This is a genomic window from Enterobacter chuandaensis (assembly GCF_039718975.1).
Taxonomy (GTDB): domain Bacteria; phylum Pseudomonadota; class Gammaproteobacteria; order Enterobacterales; family Enterobacteriaceae; genus Enterobacter; species Enterobacter chuandaensis.
In genome coordinates this window covers 1,466,213-1,486,714 of sequence record NZ_CP097173.1, presented here as the reverse complement: position 1 = coordinate 1,486,714, position 20,502 = coordinate 1,466,213, and the positions used below count along the sequence as shown (strand labels likewise).

The 20,502-nt window shown below is 57.6% G+C and carries 19 protein-coding genes; 15 read left to right on the top strand and 4 right to left on the bottom strand.

What is annotated here, in order from left to right; all coding sequences use genetic code 11:
• Positions 1 to 21 precede the first annotated feature (21 nt).
• Positions 22 to 288, top strand: a complete 267-nt coding sequence (locus MX657_RS07175; protein WP_346807843.1) for a DksA/TraR family C4-type zinc finger protein — start codon at positions 22 to 24, stop codon at positions 286 to 288.
• A 285-nt stretch (positions 289 to 573) separates the two neighbouring features.
• Positions 574 to 834: a DUF1471 family protein YbiJ gene (ybiJ, locus tag MX657_RS07170; RefSeq protein WP_048957009.1), complete on the top strand. Its 261-nt coding sequence runs from the start codon at positions 574 to 576 to the stop codon at positions 832 to 834.
• A 119-nt stretch (positions 835 to 953) separates the two neighbouring features.
• On the opposite strand, the gene ybiB is transcribed toward ybiJ, so the two are convergent.
• Positions 954 to 1,916, bottom strand: coding sequence for a DNA-binding protein YbiB (gene ybiB / locus MX657_RS07165; protein ID WP_080327818.1), 963 nt, complete (start codon positions 1,914 to 1,916; stop codon positions 954 to 956).
• 255 nt (positions 1,917 to 2,171) lie between these two features.
• Between ybiB and MX657_RS07160 the strand changes: the two genes are divergently transcribed.
• From MX657_RS07160 to MX657_RS07140, 5 genes are all read left to right on the top strand, one after another.
• On the top strand, positions 2,172 to 2,708 hold the full coding sequence (locus MX657_RS07160) for a fimbrial protein (RefSeq protein ID WP_080327819.1): 537 nt from the start codon (positions 2,172 to 2,174) through the stop codon (positions 2,706 to 2,708).
• A gap of 69 nt (positions 2,709 to 2,777) precedes the next feature.
• Positions 2,778 to 3,452, top strand: coding sequence for a fimbrial biogenesis chaperone (locus MX657_RS07155; RefSeq protein WP_346807840.1), 675 nt, complete (start codon positions 2,778 to 2,780; stop codon positions 3,450 to 3,452).
• A gap of 26 nt (positions 3,453 to 3,478) precedes the next feature.
• Positions 3,479 to 6,022: a fimbria/pilus outer membrane usher protein gene (locus MX657_RS07150; RefSeq protein ID WP_346807839.1), complete on the top strand. Its 2,544-nt coding sequence runs from the start codon at positions 3,479 to 3,481 to the stop codon at positions 6,020 to 6,022.
• A 22-nt stretch (positions 6,023 to 6,044) separates the two neighbouring features.
• Positions 6,045 to 7,034: a fimbrial protein gene (locus MX657_RS07145; protein ID WP_346807838.1), complete on the top strand. Its 990-nt coding sequence runs from the start codon at positions 6,045 to 6,047 to the stop codon at positions 7,032 to 7,034.
• A 5-nt stretch (positions 7,035 to 7,039) separates the two neighbouring features.
• On the top strand, positions 7,040 to 7,543 hold the full coding sequence (locus tag MX657_RS07140) for a fimbrial protein (protein WP_252002644.1): 504 nt from the start codon (positions 7,040 to 7,042) through the stop codon (positions 7,541 to 7,543).
• On the opposite strand, the gene dinG is transcribed toward MX657_RS07140, so the two are convergent.
• Together dinG and rhlE are read right to left on the bottom strand one after the other, a co-directional pair.
• A complete protein-coding gene (dinG, locus tag MX657_RS07135; protein ID WP_346807836.1) occupies positions 7,530 to 9,707 on the bottom strand; it encodes an ATP-dependent DNA helicase DinG in 2,178 nt (725 codons plus the stop codon). The genes MX657_RS07140 and dinG overlap by 14 nt on opposite strands.
• Before the next feature lie 97 nt (positions 9,708 to 9,804).
• A complete protein-coding gene (rhlE, locus tag MX657_RS07130) occupies positions 9,805 to 11,187 on the bottom strand; it encodes an ATP-dependent RNA helicase RhlE (RefSeq protein ID WP_080327824.1) in 1,383 nt (460 codons plus the stop codon).
• Between the two features lie 204 nt (positions 11,188 to 11,391).
• On the opposite strand from rhlE, the gene cecR reads away from it, so the two are divergent.
• Genes cecR through MX657_RS07105 form a run of 5 tightly spaced genes read left to right on the top strand, consistent with a single transcriptional unit; the run spans position 11,392 to position 17,032 of the window.
• Positions 11,392 to 12,066, top strand: coding sequence for a transcriptional regulator CecR (cecR, locus tag MX657_RS07125; RefSeq protein ID WP_346807834.1), 675 nt, complete (start codon positions 11,392 to 11,394; stop codon positions 12,064 to 12,066).
• Positions 12,066 to 13,061 (top strand): secretion protein HlyD, encoded by a 996-nt coding sequence (hlyD, locus tag MX657_RS07120; protein WP_346808534.1) that lies wholly within the window; start codon positions 12,066 to 12,068, stop codon positions 13,059 to 13,061. The genes cecR and hlyD overlap by 1 nt, the downstream gene beginning before the upstream one ends.
• Positions 13,054 to 14,793 (top strand): ATP-binding cassette domain-containing protein, encoded by a 1,740-nt coding sequence (locus tag MX657_RS07115; RefSeq protein WP_346807832.1) that lies wholly within the window; start codon positions 13,054 to 13,056, stop codon positions 14,791 to 14,793. Before hlyD ends, MX657_RS07115 begins: the two co-directional genes overlap by 8 nt.
• Positions 14,783 to 15,916, top strand: coding sequence for an ABC transporter permease (locus MX657_RS07110; RefSeq protein WP_346807830.1), 1,134 nt, complete (start codon positions 14,783 to 14,785; stop codon positions 15,914 to 15,916). The genes MX657_RS07115 and MX657_RS07110 overlap by 11 nt, the downstream gene beginning before the upstream one ends.
• A gap of 9 nt (positions 15,917 to 15,925) precedes the next feature.
• Positions 15,926 to 17,032: an ABC transporter permease gene (locus MX657_RS07105; protein ID WP_080327829.1), complete on the top strand. Its 1,107-nt coding sequence runs from the start codon at positions 15,926 to 15,928 to the stop codon at positions 17,030 to 17,032.
• Here MX657_RS07105 and MX657_RS07100 read toward each other — a convergent pair.
• On the bottom strand, positions 16,994 to 17,404 hold the full coding sequence (locus tag MX657_RS07100) for a YbhQ family protein (RefSeq protein ID WP_014883088.1): 411 nt from the start codon (positions 17,402 to 17,404) through the stop codon (positions 16,994 to 16,996). The two genes, MX657_RS07105 and MX657_RS07100, sit on opposite strands and share 39 nt — an antisense overlap.
• A 133-nt stretch (positions 17,405 to 17,537) precedes the next feature.
• Here MX657_RS07100 and MX657_RS07095 point away from each other — a divergent pair, with 133 nt between their 5' ends.
• From MX657_RS07095 to MX657_RS07085, 3 genes are read left to right on the top strand one after another with little or no spacing between them, the layout of a single operon-like run.
• A complete protein-coding gene (locus tag MX657_RS07095) occupies positions 17,538 to 18,299 on the top strand; it encodes an endonuclease/exonuclease/phosphatase family protein (RefSeq protein WP_119915043.1) in 762 nt (253 codons plus the stop codon).
• The gene (gene clsB, locus MX657_RS07090) at positions 18,296 to 19,534 is read left to right on the top strand and encodes a cardiolipin synthase ClsB (protein WP_080327831.1); all 1,239 of its coding nucleotides are present in this window, start codon (positions 18,296 to 18,298) and stop codon (positions 19,532 to 19,534) included. The genes MX657_RS07095 and clsB overlap by 4 nt, the downstream gene beginning before the upstream one ends.
• Positions 19,534 to 20,496: a YbhN family protein gene (locus MX657_RS07085; protein WP_346807827.1), complete on the top strand. Its 963-nt coding sequence runs from the start codon at positions 19,534 to 19,536 to the stop codon at positions 20,494 to 20,496. The genes clsB and MX657_RS07085 overlap by 1 nt, the downstream gene beginning before the upstream one ends.
• Positions 20,497 to 20,502 lie beyond the last annotated feature (6 nt).

Here is a 20,502-nt window from a genome sequence, read left to right as displayed (position 1 = left end):
ATACCGATTTGAGGAGGAAGTATGGCTTCCGGTTGGGCAAATGATGACGCCGTTAACGAACAGATCAACAGTACCATTGAAGATGCGGTGGCGCGCGCTCGCGGTGAGATTCCACGCGGCGAAAGCCTGAAGGAGTGCGAAGAGTGTGGCGAGCCGATTCCGCAGGCGCGCCGTAAAGCCATCCCCGGCGTAAGGTTATGTATCACCTGCCAACAGGATAAAGATTCAAAAAATGCTTCACATTCAGGTTATAATCGCAGAGGATCGAAAGATAGCCAGTTACGCTGACTCTCCTTTACCTAAGTTAACCCTGCCTGCACTTTCCTTTACGCTCATGGTTTTTAGCGAACCGCGTAGCAAAATGTGCCCTTCATCGTTCTTCTGTAAAGCGCATCAACAAGAAGTGTAAAGCGCTGGTTTGAATTTATTAATATTCAATAAGTTATTTGTCATTCAATTTTTTTGACTGACCACGTCAATTCTCTTCGATTTTATCTTTCGCGAAAAACCGTGATACTTATCACATCGACGGAACATCGTCCCCTTAACAGAATAACCTGCGAGAGATTAACTATGAAAACCATCAAATATGCTGTTGCTGCTGTTGCCCTGTCCGCTCTGTCCTTTGGCGCATTCGCTGTAGAGCCTGTTTCAACCACTCAGGCACAGAGCATGAATAAAATCGGTGTGGTAAGTGCAGAAGGCGCGACCACGCTGGACGGCCTGGAAGCCAAACTGGCTGAGAAAGCTGCTGCTGCCGGTGCAAGCGGATACACCATCACTTCCGCTAACACCAATAACAAGCTGAGCGGTACTGCGGTTATCTACAAATAATCGCCTGAAATGAATGCTGTACCCTCGCCAAACCCTCTGGTGAGCTGCTCCAACCCTCATTGACCCTGTTGTTTGTTACCCTTGCTTGCCCGTCCGCCACTGGACGGGCTTTTTTTTGCCTAAAACGACTGCGCCACGCGCTGTAGCCCCGCCTCAACCGTCTCAGCCTCCCCTGTCGCCAGCAAGCAGCAGGCCATTTGCAGCTTGATCGACTGTGGAACCGGCACATTTCCAGCCAGACACTGCGTAATCCAGTGCGCGGTAACCTGGGGATCTTTCGACTCCGGCAGAATCACATCGCTGTTTTCTTCCCCGCGTTCAAGCACAACGCGCGTACCGGCAGGTTCAATCAGCATCAGCTGTGGGCAACGCTGCGGGTTGGCGTACACCTCCCCTTCTGTTCCGTGCATCAGCAGCGCGCGTCCACCGATTTCGGCAAAGAACTGACCGACGCGCGTCACGTACTCCGGATGAGAAACGCTGGAAAGGCGCAGTGCGGCATCTTCAGCAAACGGCGTCGCCAGCTTCGCCAGGGTGTGCGCGCTGTTACGCACGCCCATGCGCCAGCGCATGTCCAGCTGCTTTTCCAGCGGCGGGCAGAGCGCGCGCACGGGAATATAGACCGGCTGGTTCCCCTCCAGCTTTGCCTGCGCCTGGCCGGCATGGAGAGTCGGTTCAATGCCCAGCAGTTCAAAGATGGTTTCTGTCAGTACGCGCGTGGGATCTTCGCTTACCCCATGCACGACCACCGGGAAACCGAGTTTTTGCAGCAGAATGGCCAGCAGCGGCGTCAGGTTAGCCTGCTTGCGCGCCCCGTTATAGCTTGGGATCACAATCGGCATTGGTTTTGCCACCGGCGGGGTTAAGCGCAGCGTTTGCGCCTGCATAGCCTCATAAAAGCCGCGCATCTCCGCTTCACCTTCGCCTTTGATGCGCAGCGCAATCAGGATGCCGCCCATCTCCAGGTCTGGTACTTCACCATTAAGCATATGGGTATACAGCGCGCGAGCGGTTTCATGGTCCAGATCGCGGGCGTGGTTTTTGCCCCGGCCTACCTCTTTGATAATCTTGCGATAATCCACGACATCTCTCCTGAAAATATCATCTTATTAACAATATAGCCCCGTTGAACGTCCGGACGTTAGTTTTTTCGACACAATCAAGGCGCTGTTTTTATGGCGAAAAATGAAACTCAAGGATTATTTCAATTATTTGTGATTTCTACAGAAGATCCTTAACCCGTCATTATTTGTTTAAATAACCAGCGGAAAGTCATTTAGGGTCAACGGTGAAAACGTCCAGGCAACGCTATCACCAGAAACATACCAGGATTTGTTATGAACAAGGTTGCTTTAGGTTTAATCATCGCCGCAGCGGTGGGATGTTCTGCATCCGCATTTGCGGCAACTAACGGTGAAGGCCAGATTAATTTCACCGGCGAGATCATCGATTCTGCTTGCCAGGTCGTGAATGGGTTAAGTAATCCATTAAATGTTCAGCTGGGCAAAGTGTCTAAAACGGTATTTACCGGAGCAGGCTCCACCAGCACATTAACGAAGTTTGATATTCAGTTAACCAATTGCCCGGAAACGGTCACCTCCGCAGCGATTAACTTCGGCGGGACCCCGGATGCGAATAACAACTCTACGCTGGCCTTAACGCCAGATACCGATGTCGCAACAGGTGTGGCTATTCAGCTGGTTGACGCGTCCGAGCAACCCGTCACTCTGTATACCCCCTCTCAGCAATATCCGTTAGCCTCCGGTACGGCGGTTAACGATCTGGAGTTCGGCGCACGTTATATTCAGACCGGTGCCGCGATTACCGCAGGCCCCGCTAACTCTGTATCGACCTTCACCGTTATTTATAACTGATCTTATCAATCCTGAGATATTAATGCTTTTGCGAGCATTAATATCTCATCTATTTATTGAGAAATCTTTATGCGCCACGGTTATTTACTGAGCACTCTTTTACTGGTAGCCGCCACTGCACATGCAGGTGTCATTATTAATGGTACTCGTCTGGTCTATCAGGGAGATAAAAAGGAATCATCTCTTGGTCTTTCCAATCCAGATGCGACGGATTATCTGGTGCAGTCCTGGGTCGATTCCGGCGGTAAAAGCCAGGCCAAAGCGCCCTTCCTGATCACCCCACCGCTTTTCCGTCTGGATGCGAAAGAAGATAACGTTCTGCGCGTGGTGCGTACGGGCGGAAATTTACCGGAAGACAGGGAATCCCTGTACTGGTTGAATATTAAAGCGATCCCCTCCTCAAAGCACGTAGAGGGCGTGAATACGCTGCAAATTGCCATTAATACTCGAATCAAATTACTGTATCGCCCGTCAGCGGTAAAAGGCAGACCAGAAGATGTGGCCGATAAACTTGAATGGCGCCGCGAAGGTAATGAGCTGGTGGTGAATAACCCCACGCCGTTCTATATGAATTTCCAGACCGTCACGCTGAACGGTCAGAAAGTGACAAAAGCCACCTGGGCCGTGCCGAAAACGGAAACGCATTTTGCCTTACCGGATAACGTTGGCGGCTCGAATGTCACCTGGTCCATTATTACTGATTACGGCAGCATCAGCCATACCTGGTCAAAATCCGTTCGTTAATAACCTACCCGGTAATAAAAATAATCATGTACAGCCATAAAAAGCCGTTCACCTGCCGATTTTCGTCATTGCTGGTCATTCTCTGTGGCCTGGCAATGGCGATCTTTGCGCAGCAGGTTATGGCCGATGATTATTTTAACCCGGCCCTGCTGGATATTGATAATCCCCAGCAGGGAAAAACCGATCTGTCCGTTTATGAAAAAGGTCCCGGCCAGGCGCCAGGGAAATATCAGGTCGCGGTGTTTATTAATAACAATAAAATTGATACCCGCGATGTGACCTTTACGCTGCAAAAAGACGCTCAGGGCAACAGCACGCTGCAGCCTTGCTTTAGCCTGAATGATTTAAAAAGCCTCGGTATCAAAACCAAAAAATATCCGCAGCTAATGACCAAAGGCCGGTGCGCCGATTTACACGCCATCCCTGCGGCATCTGCAACCTTTCGCGTTCGTAACCAGCAGTTGCTGCTGAGTATCCCGCAATCTGCGCTCGGCCAGGTGCCTCGCGGTTATATCGACCCGAAAGAGTTTGACGAAGGAATTAATGCGGGCCTGCTTAATTACAGCGCGAATGCCAGCCAAAGCCATGCTCGCCAACAGGGGGAACAGGATAACAGCAGCCAGTACGTCAACCTGCGTCCGGGTCTTAACGTTGGCGCCTGGCGCGTTCGCAACTATTCCACCTGGAATCGCAGCACCCAGGGCAAGGAAGAGCAGCAAAAATTCTCCTCCGTTTATACCTATGCCCAGCGCGATATCGTGGCGATGAAGAGCGATCTGACCGTTGGGCAAAGCACCTCGCCTTCTGATGTATTTGACAGCGTGCCCTACACCGGCGTGGAGCTTAAATCCGACAGCGACATGCTGCCGGACAGCGAGAAAGGCTATGCGCCCATCATTCGCGGCACTGCCCACAGCAACGCGCTGGTGATGGTTCGCCAGAACGGCTACGTCATTTACCAGAACACGGTCGCACCAGGCGCGTTCGAGATTAACGACCTCTACTCAACAGGCAGCAGCGGCGATCTTCAGGTGACGGTCAAAGAGACAGACGGCAGCGAAAGCCATTTCGTCGTGCCGTTTGCCTCCGTTCCGGTATTGCAGCGTGAAAAAAACCTGCGCTACAGCGTAACCGCCGGGCGTTATCGTTCGTATGACAAAGATGTCGAAAAGACCCCGTTCGCTCAGGGCAGTGCCATTTACGGTTTGCCCTATGGTTTCACCGCCTACGGTGGCGTGCAGCAGAGCAGCCATTATCAGTCACAGGCCATCGGTGCCGGGAAAAACATGGGCGATTTAGGGGCGTTCTCCATCGATGTGACCCGCGCCAAAGCCCTGCTGAAAAAGCAACAGGCCAGCAAAGGCCAGTCCTGGCGCGTGCGCTACAGCAAAGATATCGCCCGTTCGGGCACCAACTTCTCGCTCGCGGGTTACCGCTATAACAGCAAAGGCTTTTACACCCTGGACGACACCATGGCGTCGTATACCCACTCTGACGACTGGTCTGCACCGCAGCAGCGCCGCGCCCGCACAGAAGCCACCATCGACCAGACGCTGCCCGAAGGCTGGGGCTCCGTCACCCTCAGCATGGTGAAGGAAACCTACTGGAGCCAGAGCCAGAACATGACCTCGATGAGCGTCAGCTACAACAACAGCTGGCACGGCGTGAGCTACAGCCTCAGTTACAGCATGAACAAAAACACCAACGACAGTGATGAAGACGGTAATGAGGTGACGAACGACAACCAGTTCTCGCTGAGCGTCTCGGTGCCGCTGGACCACTGGATGCATAACACCTGGGCCACCTACAACCTGAACAACACCAAAGACGGTACGACGCAGAACATCGGCCTGAACGGCACGGCGCTGAAGGAAGACAACCTGAACTGGAATATCCAGCAGGGGCTGAGCAGTACCGGCAGCGGTAATTCCACCAGCATGAACGCCGATTACAAGGCGACCTACGGTGAGGTGAGCGGTGGGGTCAGCCAGGACAAATACCAGCAAACCGTAAACGTCGGGCTGCAGGGTGGCGTAATTGCCCATGCCAACGGCATCACCCTGAGCCAGCCGCTGGGTGAAACCATCGCGCTGGTGAAAGCACCGGGCACCCACGGGACGCACATCGCGAACCAGACGGGCGTTGAAACCGACTTCCGCGGCTATACCGTCGTGCCGTTCGTTACCGCGTACCGGCATAATACCGTCGCGCTGGATACCGAAACGCTGCCGGATGATGCCGACGTCACCCACGCGGCACAGATAGTAACCCCCACCCGCGGGGCCGTGGTGCGCGCCACCTTTAATACCCGCGTGGGTAACCGGGTTCTGATGACGTTGACGCACAACGGCAGACCGCTGCCGTTCGGCGCGACGGTCACCACGGAAGACAAGGACAGCGAATTTATTGTCGGGAATGACGGCCAGACCTACCTCTCGGGTCTGCCACAGCAAGGGCATCTCAGCGTCTCCTGGGGACAGGAGGCGAGCGAGCACTGCGTCGCTGACTATGCGCTAACGGATGAGAAAAAGAAAACCTGCATCATTAACGCTGCCGCGCAGTGTCACTGATCCACCGTTCAGGCTAACGATTATGCAAATGATTAAACAGTGCTTTTTCTTACTGGTTCTGGGAACGGCGGCGTTATTTATGCCGCACGCGAAGGCGACCTGTACGACGCCGGACCTGCCGAAGATGATTAACGTGGCGTCCATCTCGGTTCCGACAACGCTGGCGGTAGGCGAGACCATACCAGGAACAGAACAGATTGCCCATGTCGCCGGTAACTGCGATCAGGCTGTAGATAGCGGCCTGGAAATCGTATCCTGCTACTACGGTACGGGAGCAGAGATCCCAGGACTGAAAGGTGTCTACGACTCTGGAGTCCCCGGCGTTGGGGTGGCATTGATGAACGATCAGGGCCAGCGCATCAGCGGAGCCGGCGGCGTTAACTGCATCTCAACGGGAACGCCGGTGGGGTATGTGTCCAGCGATGGCAAACAGTCCTTTAATTTTGACGTCACGCTGGAACTGGTCAAAACCAGCGATACGGTAGCTTCTGGCACGCTCAATCAGAGTCAGACCCGTTTTGGTATCGGGGTGTATCACCACGAAGGGATCGGCAACCCTAACGACATCGCCTATGCGGGCAACGTCATCCTTAAAGAGGTCACCTGCTCCGTCCTGCCAAAAAACCTGACGGTTAACCTTGGAGATTTCCCGGTCAGCGACTTTGTCAGCGTGGGGATGCTCTCCTCTCCGGCGCAGAATTTTGACGTCACGGTGCACTGCGACAGCACCGTGCAGCCCGAAGTAAAGATCACCAGCTCAAACGGCTATGAAACGGCGTTTGAAGGGGTGCTGAAACTCACGCAGCAGCCCGGCGCGGCTACGGGCGTCGGTGTCCGCATGCTGTTCGACGATAATATTGCCACCTTTGATACTTACGTAAACACCAAAAGCGAAGCCTTCGCCAATGAAACGCTGACCATACCTTTCGAGGTGCGCTACGAGCAGATCAGCGATGTGGTCACACCCGGTCCTGCAAACACCGTTGCTACCATCACCCTCGCCTATAAGTGACCACCATGAAAAAGACCATTGCGATTCTGGCGCTGGGGCTGATCGCCCAGGCTCATGCCGACGACATCCAGATCCAGATGACGGGCAATATTTACGCCAACACCTGCGTCATCGACAGCGCCAGCCGAAACCTGACGGTGGATCTGGGCCAGGCGGTGTCGGGCAGCTTTAAAGACGTGGGCGATACCGGCGAGTGGAAAGACTTTTCCCTTTCCGTGTCGCACTGCCCGGCCACGCTTGCTCTCGCCACGGCCTTTTTCTACGGCCAGGCCGACAGCGCGCACCCGACAAAATTCGCCAATATTGGCAGCGCAAAAGGGCTGGCGCTGGAGCTGGCAGACCGTCAGGACAAAATACTGATTGCCCCGCAGGCCGCCTTTAACGTCGCCATTAACCCGAGCGACCACACGGCGACGTTTCCGCTCTCCGCGCGCTATTACGCCACCGCCATGCCCGTCACCGCCGGCACGTTCAGCAGCGTGATTCAGGTGACCTTCACTTACCAGTAGGACCGCGCCTCTTAGCACGGATGCTTTTTCCACGCCCGGCGGTCAGTTTTGCCGGGCGTTTTTTTACCTCCGGCACCTCCGGCTGTTCAATCGGGAAAACAGGCAGCGCGTTCAGCAAACGCTGACCGTAGTTTTTGGTGAGCAGACGTTTGTCATAAATCACCACCTCGCCCCAACAGCCGTGGCTACGAATAAGACGCCCCACCTGCTGAATCAGGTTGAACGACGCCGCAGGCAGACTTTGTACTTCAAACGGATAGCGGTTGAGGCTTTTCAGCCACTCGCCCTCGGTGATGACGACCGGGCTGTCGATAGGCGGAAAGGCGATTTTATGGATGTGCACCTGCGTCAGGTAGTCGCCTTTCAGATCCAGACCTTCGGCAAAAGACTGTAGCCCTACCAGCACGCTGCGCTCGCCGCTGTCGATGCGCTTGCGGTGCGTTTCTACCAGCCGGTAGCGCGGCTGATCGCCCTGCACCAGCAGGAGTAAACGCAGGTCGGTGACGTGCTCCAGGAAGCGCTGCATCGCGCGCCCGCTGGCAAACAGCACCAGCATGCCGGGGTATTTTTTGCTCTCGACCTGCTCGCGGAAGTAGGCCGCCATCTCCGCAATATGCTGCTCTTCGTTGTCGATAAGCGGCTCAAATTTCATGCGCGGAATGACCAGCTTGCCCTGCTCGCAGTGGTTAAACGGCGAATCCAGCGCCACAAAGCGGTCGCCCGCTTTCTCTTTTAGCCCGCTCATCTCCTGCAAACGAGAAAAGCTGTTCAGGGAACGCAGCGTCGCGGAGGTGACCACCACGTGCGGCACGCTGCGCCAGATCAGCTTTTCGAGCTGATCGGCCACGCGGATGCCCACGCAGTGGAAAAAGAGGTGCACCTGCCCGTCCCGCACTTCGCGGGTGGCCCATTTGGTGACCGGCGCGCCCGAGGCCTGCGCCATCGAGGCCAGCCGCCAGAGCTTACTCTGCGCTTCGAACATCCCCAGCGCGCGGTTCATCTGCAGCAGGATGCGATGCAGACGCACCACGTCGTGCGAGCCGGTTTTCTCGCTGAGATCGTTCAGGAACATCTCCGCCAGCCCGCGCAGTTTTTCCAGATGCTTCGCCAGCTGCTGGCAAATCTCCATCACCTCTTCCGGTAGCTCTCCCATCGCAAAGCGGTGTTCGGCTTCCTGGGCCGCAGGAAGATAGAGGTTCAGGATGTTATTCAGGGAGGAAATAAGGCCGTAGACCTCTTCACAGTGATCGCTCAGCCGCTCGGGCACCGCCAGCGGCGGTGTGGTTTTCGGGCGGAACTGCTCCATGCAGGTCGCCACCAGCTTGCAGAACAGATCCAGCTGCAGGCGGAACCAGGGCGCCGTGATTTCAGCGCTCATCTCCAGCGCATCACGCGCTACGTCCGGTAAATGATGGCCTTCGTCGAGCACCAGCAGCAGGTTTTTGGGCTCCGGCAGCACCGCTTCGCTCTCCAGCGCGGCCATCACCAGCGCGTGGTTTGCCACAACTACTTCAGCCTCCTGAATCTCGCGTCGGGCGACAAAGAACGGGCACTCGCGGTAGTAGTGACAGTTGCGGTTCAGGCAGCTCGCTTTATCGGTGCTCAGCCTGCGCCATAAGTCGTCGCTAATCGCCAGGCTGGTGTGATCCCGCAGGCCGTCCCACTTGTAGCCGTCGAGCTCGGCTTTGAGCTTTGCGCACTGCTCCTGCTCAGCCTTGTTATTTGGCGTCAGCTCATCATCCAGAAAGGCGAGCAGATCCTCCTGCGAGGGCTCGCTGCTGGCCAGCGCCGCCAGGTTGCGCGGACAGACGTAGCGCCCGCGCCCAAAGGCGGCGGTAAACCGCAGGTCGGGAATGATTTTGCGCAGCAGGGGTAAATCTTTGCTGAAGATCTGGTCCTGCAGCGCCACGTTGGCAGTGCTGACCACCAGCGTTTTGTCCTCCTCCCGCGCTATCGCGATGCCGGGAATGAGGTACGACAGGGTTTTCCCGACGCCAGTCGGGGCTTCAATCGCCAGATGTCGCCCGTCGTCCCCGGCGAGCGTTTTTGCCACGTCAGCAATCATCTGCCGCTGCGGCGCTCGGGGGATAAAATCGGGGATCTGCTGTTGTAGCGCCTTATACCATGCGCCGATTTGCGCCTTGAGCGCAGCGGTTAAAGCCATTGGAAAACCTGAAATACTGTATAAACAGCCACTATTGTGGCACTTTCTCTTCGCTGCCGCAAAAAGAAAAGCCCGGCTTTACGACCGGGCTTCCAGATTACTGCGGGTTAGCAGGCTTGCGCGGGCGGCGACGGCGCTGCCCTTCACCTGCCGGTTTCCCTTCCCCGCTGCGCCACGGGTTTTCACCGGCCGGTTTGCTGTCGTTGTTACGACGCGGCGGTTTACCGGATGATTTCGGCGCGCCACCTTCGGCACGACGCGGCTGCTGACCGCGACCGCCGCCGCCCTGACCGCGACCACCACCCTGACGACCGTTCTGAATCGGCTCGGCTTTGATGGACGGATCCACTTCGTAGCCCGGGGTTTCGATGCGTGGGATCTCTTTCTTCAGCAGGCGTTCGATGTCGCGCAGCAGCTTGTGCTCGTCCACGCAGACCAGAGAGAGCGCTTCACCGGTTGCCGCCGCACGGCCGGTACGGCCAATACGGTGAACGTAGTCTTCCGGCACGTTTGGCAGCTCGTAGTTCACCACGTGCGGCAGCTCTTCGATGTCCAGGCCACGGGCGGCGATGTCGGTCGCCACCAGCACGCGGATGTCGCCGGATTTGAAGTCTGCCAGCGCGCGGGTACGCGCCCCCTGGCTCTTGTTACCGTGAATGGCGGCGCTGCGGATGCCGTCTTTATTCAGCTGTTCCGCCAGGTGGTTGGCGCCGTGCTTGGTGCGGGTAAAGACCAGCACCTGCTGCCAGTTGCCCTGGCCGATCATCTGGGAGAGCAGTTCCCGCTTGCGCTTTTTATCAACAAAGTGAACGTGCTGCGTCACCTGCTCGGAGGCAGTGTTACGGCGCGCCACTTCCACTTCCAGCGGGTTATGCAGCAGCTTTTCCGCCAGCGCCTTGATCTCGTCGGAGAAGGTCGCGGAGAAGAGGAGGTTTTGACGACGCGGCGGCAGCTTTGCCAGCACGCGACGAATATCATGAATGAAGCCCATATCAAGCATGCGGTCGGCTTCGTCCAGCACCAGAATTTCGATGTTATCGAGCTTCACCGCATTCTGGTGTTCCAGATCCAGCAGACGGCCCGGCGTTGCCACCAGCACGTCCACGCCGCCGCGCAGCTTCATCATCTGCGGGTTAATGCTCACGCCACCGAAAACCACCAGCGAGCGAATGTTGAGGTAGCGGCTGTACTCACGCACGTTCTCGCCAATCTGGGCTGCCAGCTCGCGGGTTGGAGTGAGGATCAGCGCACGCACCGGACGACGGCCTTTGGCATGCGGCTGGTTTTTTACCAGCAGCTCTAACAGCGGCAGCGTAAAGCCCGCGGTTTTACCGGTGCCGGTCTGGGCGCTGGCCATCAGGTCACGGCCCTGAAGCACGGCGGGGATCGCCTGCTGCTGGATAGGGGTTGGCTCAACGTAGCCCTGCTCTGCGATCGCGCGCAGAATTTCCGGGTTCAGGCCAAGGGAATCAAAAGACATAAAAACTCCGAACCGCCCCGACCATCACAGGTGTAGTTTTCAGGGAGATATAACAATTGAGAGGACAAAAACCACAATGTCGCGAAGGGGCGGAGTGTAGCAGCTTTTGTGACGTGGCGCATAAAATATCCCCGGTGATGCCTCGACGTTTGCGCGAATCAGGCATAATCTTAATCAATCGATTGATTAATTTTTAATGCCGCTATGAATACGTCACCCACAACAACCAAAGGTGAACAGGCCAAAAGCCAGCTTATCGCCGCCGCGCTGGCGCAGTTTGGTGAGTATGGCCTGCACGCCACTACGCGGGATATCGCCGCCCAGGCCGGGCAAAACATTGCGGCCATTACCTACTATTTTGGCTCAAAAGAGGATTTATACCTCGCCTGCGCCCAGTGGATTGCCGATTTTATTGGCAGCCACTTTCGCCCGCACGTGGAAGAGGCCACCGCGCTGCTGAGCCAGCCGACGCCGGATCGTTCCGCTATCAGGCAACTTATTCTCAGTGCCTGTGACAATATGATCCGCCTGCTGACGCACGACGATACGCTTAACCTGAGCAAGTTTATCTCCCGCGAGCAGCTCTCCCCCACAGCCGCTTATCAGCGGGTACACGATCAGGTGATTGCCCCGATGCACACCCATCTGACCCGGCTGATTGCCGCCTACACCGGACGGGACGCCAGCGATACCGACACCATTTTGCATACCCACGCCCTGCTGGGCGAAATTCTCGCCTTCCGTCTGGGGCGTGAAACCATCCTGTTACGCACGGGCTGGGCACAATTCGATGAGGATAAAGCCGCGCAGATTAGCCAGGTCATCACCTGTCATCTCGATCTGATCCTGCAAGGCTTAACGCAAAGGAGCCTGAAGTGATGAAAAAACCTGTCGCCATCGTTCTGGTGGTTGTTGTTTTGCTTGCCGCGGGAATCGGTGGCTGGCTGTGGTATCAGAGCCAGCAGGATAAAGGCCTGACGCTGTACGGCAACGTGGATATCCGTACCGTGAATATGAGCTTCCGCGTCGGCGGGCGTCTCGCCTCGCTGAGCGTTGACGAAGGCGATGCCATCAAAGCCGGGCAGACGCTGGGGATGCTGGACAAAGCGCCCTACGAGAACGCCCTGATGCAGGCAAAAGCCGGCGTTTCCGTGGCGCAGGCGCAGTATGACCTGATGCTGGCAGGCTACCGCGATGAAGAGATCGCCCAGGCCGCTGCCGCCGTTAAGCAGGCGAAAGCCGCCTATGACTACGCGCAGAACTTTTATAACCGCCAGCAGGGGCTGTGGAAGAGCCGCACCATTTCTGCCAACGACCTGGAAAATGCGCGCTCGTCCCGCGACCAGGCGCAGGCGACGCTAAAATCCGCGCAGGATAAATTAAGCCAGTACCGCACCGGTAATCGCGCGCAGGATATCGCTCAGGCGAAAGCCAGCCTTGAGCAGGCGCAGGCGCAGCGGGCTCAGGCGGAGCTGGATTTGCGCGACACCACCTTAATCGCCCCGTCTGACGGCACGCTGATGACCCGCGCCGTGGAGCCGGGCAGCATGCTCAGCGCGGGCAGTACTGTCTTAACGCTCTCTCTGACCCGTCCGGTCTGGGTGCGCGCCTACATTGACGAGCCGAACCTCGGGCAGATGCAGCCGGGCCGCGAGCTGCTGCTCTATACCGACGGCCGCCCGGACAAGCCGTATCACGGCAAAGTGGGCTTTGTCTCCCCTACCGCCGAATTCACGCCGAAAACCGTTGAAACGCCGGATCTGCGTACTGACCTGGTGTATCGCCTGCGCATCATCGTCACCGATGCGGACGACGCCCTGCGTCAGGGCATGCCCGTCACCGTAAAAGCAGACAACGGGGAACGACATGAATGACGCGGTTATCCAGCTCAACAATCTGGTCAAACGCTTTAAGGGAATGGACAAGCCCGCGGTCGCTCCGCTGAACTGCACCATCCAGAAAGGCTACGTGACCGGGCTGGTAGGCCCGGACGGCGCGGGCAAAACCACGCTGATGCGAATGCTGGCGGGTCTGCTGAAGCCGGATGAAGGCTCGGCCAGCGTGCTTGGCCTTGACCCGATAAAAGACGACGGCGCGCTTCACGCCATGCTCGGCTATATGCCGCAGAAGTTTGGTCTGTATGAAGATCTGACGGTGATGGAAAACCTGAACCTGTACGCCGATCTGCGCAGCGTCACCGGCGAAACGCGGCAGAAAACCTTCGCGCGTCTGCTGGAGTTTACCTCCCTCGGCCCGTTCACCGACCGGCTGGCGGGCAAGCTCTCCGGCGGGATGAAGCAGAAGCTGGGGCTGGCCTGCACGCTGGTGGGCGAGCCGAAGGTGCTGCTGCTGGACGAACCCGGCGTCGGCGTAGACCCGATCTCCCGCCGCGAGCTGTGGCAGATGGTGCACGAGCTGGCGGGCGACGGGATGCTGATCCTCTGGAGCACTTCCTACCTCGACGAAGCGGAGCAGTGCCGGGACGTGCTGCTGATGAACGAGGGCGAACTGCTGTATCAGGGTGAACCGACCGAGCTGACGCAAACCATGGCCGGGCGCAGCTTCCTGCTGCACAGCCCGCAGGAGTCTAACCGCAGGCTGCTCCAGCGGGTGCTGAAGCTGCCGCAGGTGAGCGACGGGATGATTCAGGGCCGCTCGGTGCGCGTGATCCTCAAAAAAGAGGCCGCCGTCGACGATATCCGCCGTGCGCCGGGGATGCCTGAGATCGACATGACGGAAACCGCGCCGCGCTTTGAGGATGCCTTTATCGATCTGCTGGGCGGCGCGGGAACCTCAGAGTCACCGCTTGGCGCAATCCTGCACACGGTGGAAGGCACGCCGGGCGAAACGGTGATCGAAGCCAAATCCCTGACCAAAAAGTTCGGAGATTTCGCCGCCACCGACAACGTGAATTTTGCCGTGAAGCGCGGCGAGATATTTGGCCTGCTCGGGCCGAACGGCGCGGGAAAATCGACCACCTTTAAGATGATGTGCGGCCTGCTGGTGCCAACCTCCGGCAAGGCGCTGGTGCTGGACATGGATCTGAAGGTCAGCTCCGGCAAAGCGCGCCAGCATCTCGGCTATATGGCGCAGAAATTCTCGCTGTACGGCAACCTGACGGTCGAGCAGAATCTGCGCTTTTTCTCCGGCGTGTACGGCCTGAGCGGGCGGGCGCAGAGCGAGAAAATTCGCCGCATGAGCGACGCCTTCGCCTTAACCAGCATTGCCTCCCACGCCACCGACGAGCTGCCGCTCGGCTTTAAGCAGCGGCTGGCGCTGGCCTGCTCGCTGATGCACGAGCCCGATATTCTGTTTCTGGATGAACCTACGTCTGGCGTTGATCCCATTACCCGCCGCGAGTTCTGGCTGCATATTAACAGCATGGTGGAAAAAGGGGTGACCGTGATGGTGACCACCCACTTCATGGATGAGGCGGAGTACTGCGACCGCATCGGGCTGGTGTATCGCGGCAAGCTGATTGCCCACGGCACGCCGGACGACCTGAAAAACCAGGCCGCCGACGATGAGGTCCCGGACCCGACCATGGAGCAGGCGTTTATCACCCTCATCCACGACTGGGATAAGGAGAATGCTCATGCACAATAGTGCCCTTTCCTGGCGCCGGGTGCGCGCGCTGTGCATTAAAGAGACGCGGCAGATCGTGCGCGACCCCAGCAGCTGGCTGATTGCGGTGGTGATCCCCCTGCTGCTGCTGTTTATCTTTGGCTACGGCATTAACCTCGACTCCAGCAAGCTGCGGGTCGGCATTCTGCTGGAACAGCAGAGCGAAGAGGCGCTGGACTTCACCCATGCGATGACCGGCTCGCCCTACATTGACGCTACCATCAGCGACAACCGGCAGGAATTGATCCAGAAAATGCAGGCCGGGAAAATACGCGGCCTGATCGTCATTCCGGTGGATTTCGCTGCCAATATGGCGCGGGCAAATACCGATGCGCCGATCCAGGTGATCACCGACGGCAGCGAGCCGAACACTGCAAACTTCGTGCAGGGCTACGCGGAGGGGATCTGGCAGCTCTGGCAGATGCAGCGCGCGGAAGACCGGGGCGAGACGTTTGACCCCCTGATCGACGTGCAGACGCGCTACTGGTTTAACCCCGCCGCCATCAGCCAGCACTTTATTATTCCGGGCGCGGTGACCATCATCATGACGGTGATCGGCGCGATACTGACCTCGCTGGTGATCGCCCGCGAATGGGAGCGCGGTACCATGGAGGCGCTGCTCTCCACCGAGGTGACGCGCGTCGAGCTGCTGCTGTGCAAGCTCATCCCCTATTACTTCCTCGGCATGCTGGCGATGCTGCTCTGCATGCTGGTCGCCGTCTTTATCCTCGGCGTGCCGTATCGCGGCTCGCTGGTGGTGCTGTTCTTTATCACCAGCCTGTTTTTACTCAGCACGCTGGGGATGGGGCTGCTAATTTCCACCATCACCCGCAACCAGTTTAACGCCGCGCAGGTGGCGCTCAACGCTGCCTTTCTGCCGTCGATTATGCTCTCCGGGTTTATCTTCCAGATCGACAGCATGCCCGCCGTCATCCGCGCCGTGACCTACATCATTCCGGCGCGCTACTTCGTGAGCACGCTGCAAAGCCTGTTCCTGGCGGGGAATATTCCGGTGGTGCTGATTATCAACACTCTGTTTTTGATGGCGTCGGCGGTGATGTTTATCGGGTTGACGTGGTTGAAAACCAAACGGCGACTGGATTAAGGAGCGCATATGTTTCACCGTTTATGGACGCTGATCCGCAAAGAGCTGCAATCCCTGCTGCGCGAGCCGCAAACCCGCGCCATTCTGGTGCTGCCGGTGCTGATCCAGGTTTTACTGTTCCCGTTTGCCGCCACGCTTGAGGTGACCAACGCCACCATTGCCATTTATAACGAAGACAACGGCAAACACGCCGTCGAGCTGACGCAGCGTTTTGCCCGTGCGAAAGCCTTTACCCACATCCTGCTGCTGAAAAGCCCGCAGGCGATCCAGCCCACTATTGACACACAAAAAGCGCTGCTGCTGGTGCGCTTCCCGGCGGATTTCTCTCGTAACCTGGACACCTTCCAGACCGCGCCGATGCAGCTGATCCTCGACGGACGCAACTCCAACAGCGCCCAGATAGCGGCCAACTATCTGCAGCAGGTGGTGAAGGACTATCAGCAGGAATTGATGGAGGGGAAACCCAAGCCCAATAACAGCGAGCTGGTGGTGCGCAACTGGTACAACCCGAATCTGGACTACAAGTGGTTTGTGGTGCCGTCGCTGATCGCCATGATCACCACCATTGGGGTGATGATCGTGACCTCCCTGTCCGTGGCCCGCGAGCGCGAACAGGGCACGCTGGATCAGCTGCTGGTTTCCCCGCTCGCCACCTGGCAAATTTTCGTCGGCAAAGCGGTGCCGGCGCTGATCGTCGCGACATTCCAGGCCACCATCGTGCTCGGCGTGGGGATATTTGCTTACCAGATCCCGTTCGCCGGTTCGCTGGCGCTGTTTTACTTTACGATGGTGATTTACGGGCTGTCGCTGGTGGGGTTTGGGCTGCTGATTTCGGCGCTCTGCTCCACGCAGCAGCAGGCGTTTATCGGGGTATTCGTCTTTATGATGCCGGCAATTTTGCTCTCGGGGTACGTTTCACCCGTCGAGAACATGCCGGTGTGGCTGCAGGATTTAACCTGGATAAACCCGATTCGACACTTTACGGATATCACCAAGCAAATTTATCTGAAGGATGCGAGTCTGGATATTGTCTGGGGAAGTTTGTGGCCGCTACTGGTCATAGCGGCCACGACGGGCTCAGTGGCGTACGCGATGTTTAGACGCAACATTGCGTAGCTTTTTCTCTTTGGTGAGCAACGACACCACCGCTGGCCCTGCAAGGATTGCCAGACCCGCGAGGGCCAGCAGCAGGTTGTTTTGCAGCACGCGTGACAGCAGCCACAGCACAATCATCGCGGCACCAAAGTACCAGGTGGTGGTGAGCTCTTCGAGCACATCACCCACCTCGCGCCAGCGCGCTTCATGGTGGCGCTGCAAGAACAGCATCGACAGCACGGTGACGCCATAGAGGACGCATAGCCCTAAGCCAACACGCACCAGCGTGCCGCTCATCCAGCCCATCACCAGTACGGCCACGACCAGTAAATGCAACATTATCTGCCAGCAACTCAAACCCGTTGCGACACGAACACGTTGTTGCCACTTCATGGCTTCTCTCCTGAAGGATTTTTCTCTGCTTAATCAGACTACCGCACTTTACGGAAAATTCCGTAACGCCGCATCTTTTTGTGACGCCTACTACACTTTATTTTCATTGGGATAGTCACTCAGGAAGGAGCTTATGACCAAAAAAATGCAGCATTTCTCGCTTAAAGTGCTGACGATAAACATTCATAAGGGCTTCACAGCATTTAATCGCCGCTTCATTTTACCGGAGCTGCGCGACGCCGTTCGCACCGTCAGCGCGGATATTGTCTGCCTGCAGGAGGTCATGGGCGCGCACGAGGTCCACCCGATGCATTTCGAAAACTGGCCCGATACGCCGCACTATGAATTTCTGGCCGACACCATGTGGAGCGATTACGCCTACGGACGCAACGCGGTCTATCCGGAGGGGCATCACGGTAACGCGGTGCTGTCACGTTTTCCCATTGAACATTACGAAAACCGGGACGTCTCCGTTGGGGAGAGCGAAAAACGCGGGCTGCTTTACTGCCGTATCGCGCCGCCGGATCTCGATATTCCCATTCACGTGGGCTGCGTGCATCTCGGCCTGCGCGAGGCCCACCGTCAGGCCCAGCTGCAGATGCTGGCAGACTGGACCAATGCGTTGCCGGAAGGCGAACCCGTGGTAGTCGCCGGGGATTTTAACGACTGGCGGCAGCGCGCCAACCACCCTCTGAAGGTAAATGCGGGGCTGGAGGAGATTTTCACCCGCGCACGCGGTCGCCCTGCACGAACGTTCCCGGTGCGCTTCCCCCTGCTGCGACTGGACCGCATCTACGTAAAAAACGCCCATGCCAGCAGCCCGACCGCTCTGGCGCTTCTTAACTGGCGACACCTTTCCGACCATGCCCCGCTCAGCGCGGAGATCCACCTATGAAATGTACCTGGCAGGAAGGCAACCGGATCACGCTGCTGGTCAATGGCGACGAGTACTACCCGGCCGTGTTTAAGGCAATTGACCAGGCTAAGCAGAAAGTGATCCTCGAAACCTTTATCTGGTTCGAAGACGACGTGGGCAAACAGCTACACAGCGTGCTGTTGCGCGCCGCCCGGCGCGGCGTCAAAATCGAAGCCCTGCTGGATGGCTATGGCTCACCGGATCTCAGCGATGAATTCGTTAATGAACTCACCTCCGCAGGCGTGGTGTTCCGCTACTACGATCCCGGCCCTCGCCTGTTCGGCATGCGTACCAACCTGTTCCGCCGGATGCACCGCAAAATTGTGGTGGTGGATGAGACGGTGGCATTTGTCGGCGGCATTAACTACTCCGCTGAGCACATGTCCGATTACGGTCCCGAGGCGAAGCAGGATTATGCCATTCGCATTGAAGGGCCAGTGGTTCAGGATATTTTGCTGTTCGAGCTGGAAAACCTGCCCGGTAAAGAGGCCGTACGCCGCTGGTGGAAACGCCGCCATCGTCCGGAAGAGAACCGCAAGCCCGGCGAAGCGCAGGCGCTGTTCGTCTGGCGGGATAACGGCGAGCATCGGGACGACATTGAACGTCATTACCTGAAGATGCTCGCCAACGCGAAGCGCGAGGTCATCATCGCCAATGCCTACTTTTTCCCGGGCTATCGCCTGCTGCATGCCATGCGTAATGCCGCCCGTCGCGGCGTACGCGTGAAGCTGATTGTGCAGGGCGAGCCGGATATGCCGATTGTCAAAGTCGGGGCGCGCCTGCTCTATAACTACCTGGTGAAGGGCGGCGTGCAGATTTATGAATATCGCCGCCGTCCGCTGCACGGCAAAGTCGCGCTGATGGACGACCACTGGGCGACCGTGGGCTCCAGCAACCTCGATCCGCTGAGCTTATCGCTCAATCTCGAAGCTAACCTGATCATTCACGATCGCCAGTTTAATCAGACCCTGCGGGATAACCTGCAGGCGTTGATCGTTAACGACTGCGTGCGCGTGGATGAATCCATGGTGCCGAAACGGAGCTGGTGGAACGTTGGCATCGGCGTCGTGGTGTTCCACTTCCTGCGCCACTTCCCGGCGATGGTCGGCTGGCTGCCGGCGCATACGCCAAAGCTTGCTCAGGTGGACCCGCCGGTACAACCCGAAATGGAAACCCAGGACCGCGTTGAAGCGGAAGATGGAGGCAAACCCTGATGTCGAAATCACATCCTCGCTGGCGGCTGGCAAAAAAAATCCTCACCTGGGTGTTCTTCATTGCGGTCGCGGTACTGCTGGTGGTCTACGCGCAGAAGGTGGACTGGGAAGAGGTGTGGAAGGTTATCCGCAACTATAACCGGCTGGTGCTGCTGAGCGCGGTTGGGCTGGTCATCGTCAGCTACCTGATGTACGGCTGCTATGACCTGCTCGGTCGCGCCTACTGCGGCCACAAGCTGGCTAAACGTCAGGTGATGCTGGTGTCGTTTATCTGCTACGCCTTTAACCTGACGCTGAGCACCTGGGTGGGCGGCATCGGCATGCGCTATCGCCTCTACTCGCGGCTCGGCCTGCCGGGCGGGACCATCACGCGTATTTTCTCGTTAAGCATCACCACCAACTGGCTGGGCTATATTCTCCTCGGCGGGGTGATTTTCACCATCGGCGTGGTGCAGCTGCCCGCGCACTGGTATATCGACGAGGCCACGCTGCGCATTCTCGGCATTGTGCTGCTGCTGATCATCGCCGTGTATCTGTGGGCCTGCGCCTTTGCTAAGCGTCGCCATATGACCCTCAAAGGGCAAAAGCTGGTGCTGCCTTCCTGGAAGTTTGCGGTGCTGCAGATGGCGGTATCCAGCGCCAACTGGATGGCGATGGGGGCAATCATCTGGCTGTTGATTGGCGAGGATGTGAATTACTTCTTCGTGCTGGGCGTGCTGCTGGTGAGCAGTATCGCTGGGGTGATTGTGCATATTCCGGCGGGGATCGGCGTGCTGGAGGCGGTGTTTATCGCGCTGCTTGCGGGGGAACATGTCTCTCAGGGAACGATTATCGCGGCTCTGCTGGCGTACCGCATGCTCTATTACTTCCTGCCGCTGGCGCTGGCAACGGTCTGTTATCTGGTGCTGGAGAGTCGGGCGAAAAAGCTGAGAGCGAAGAATGAGAAGGCGATGGCGAAATAACCCCCC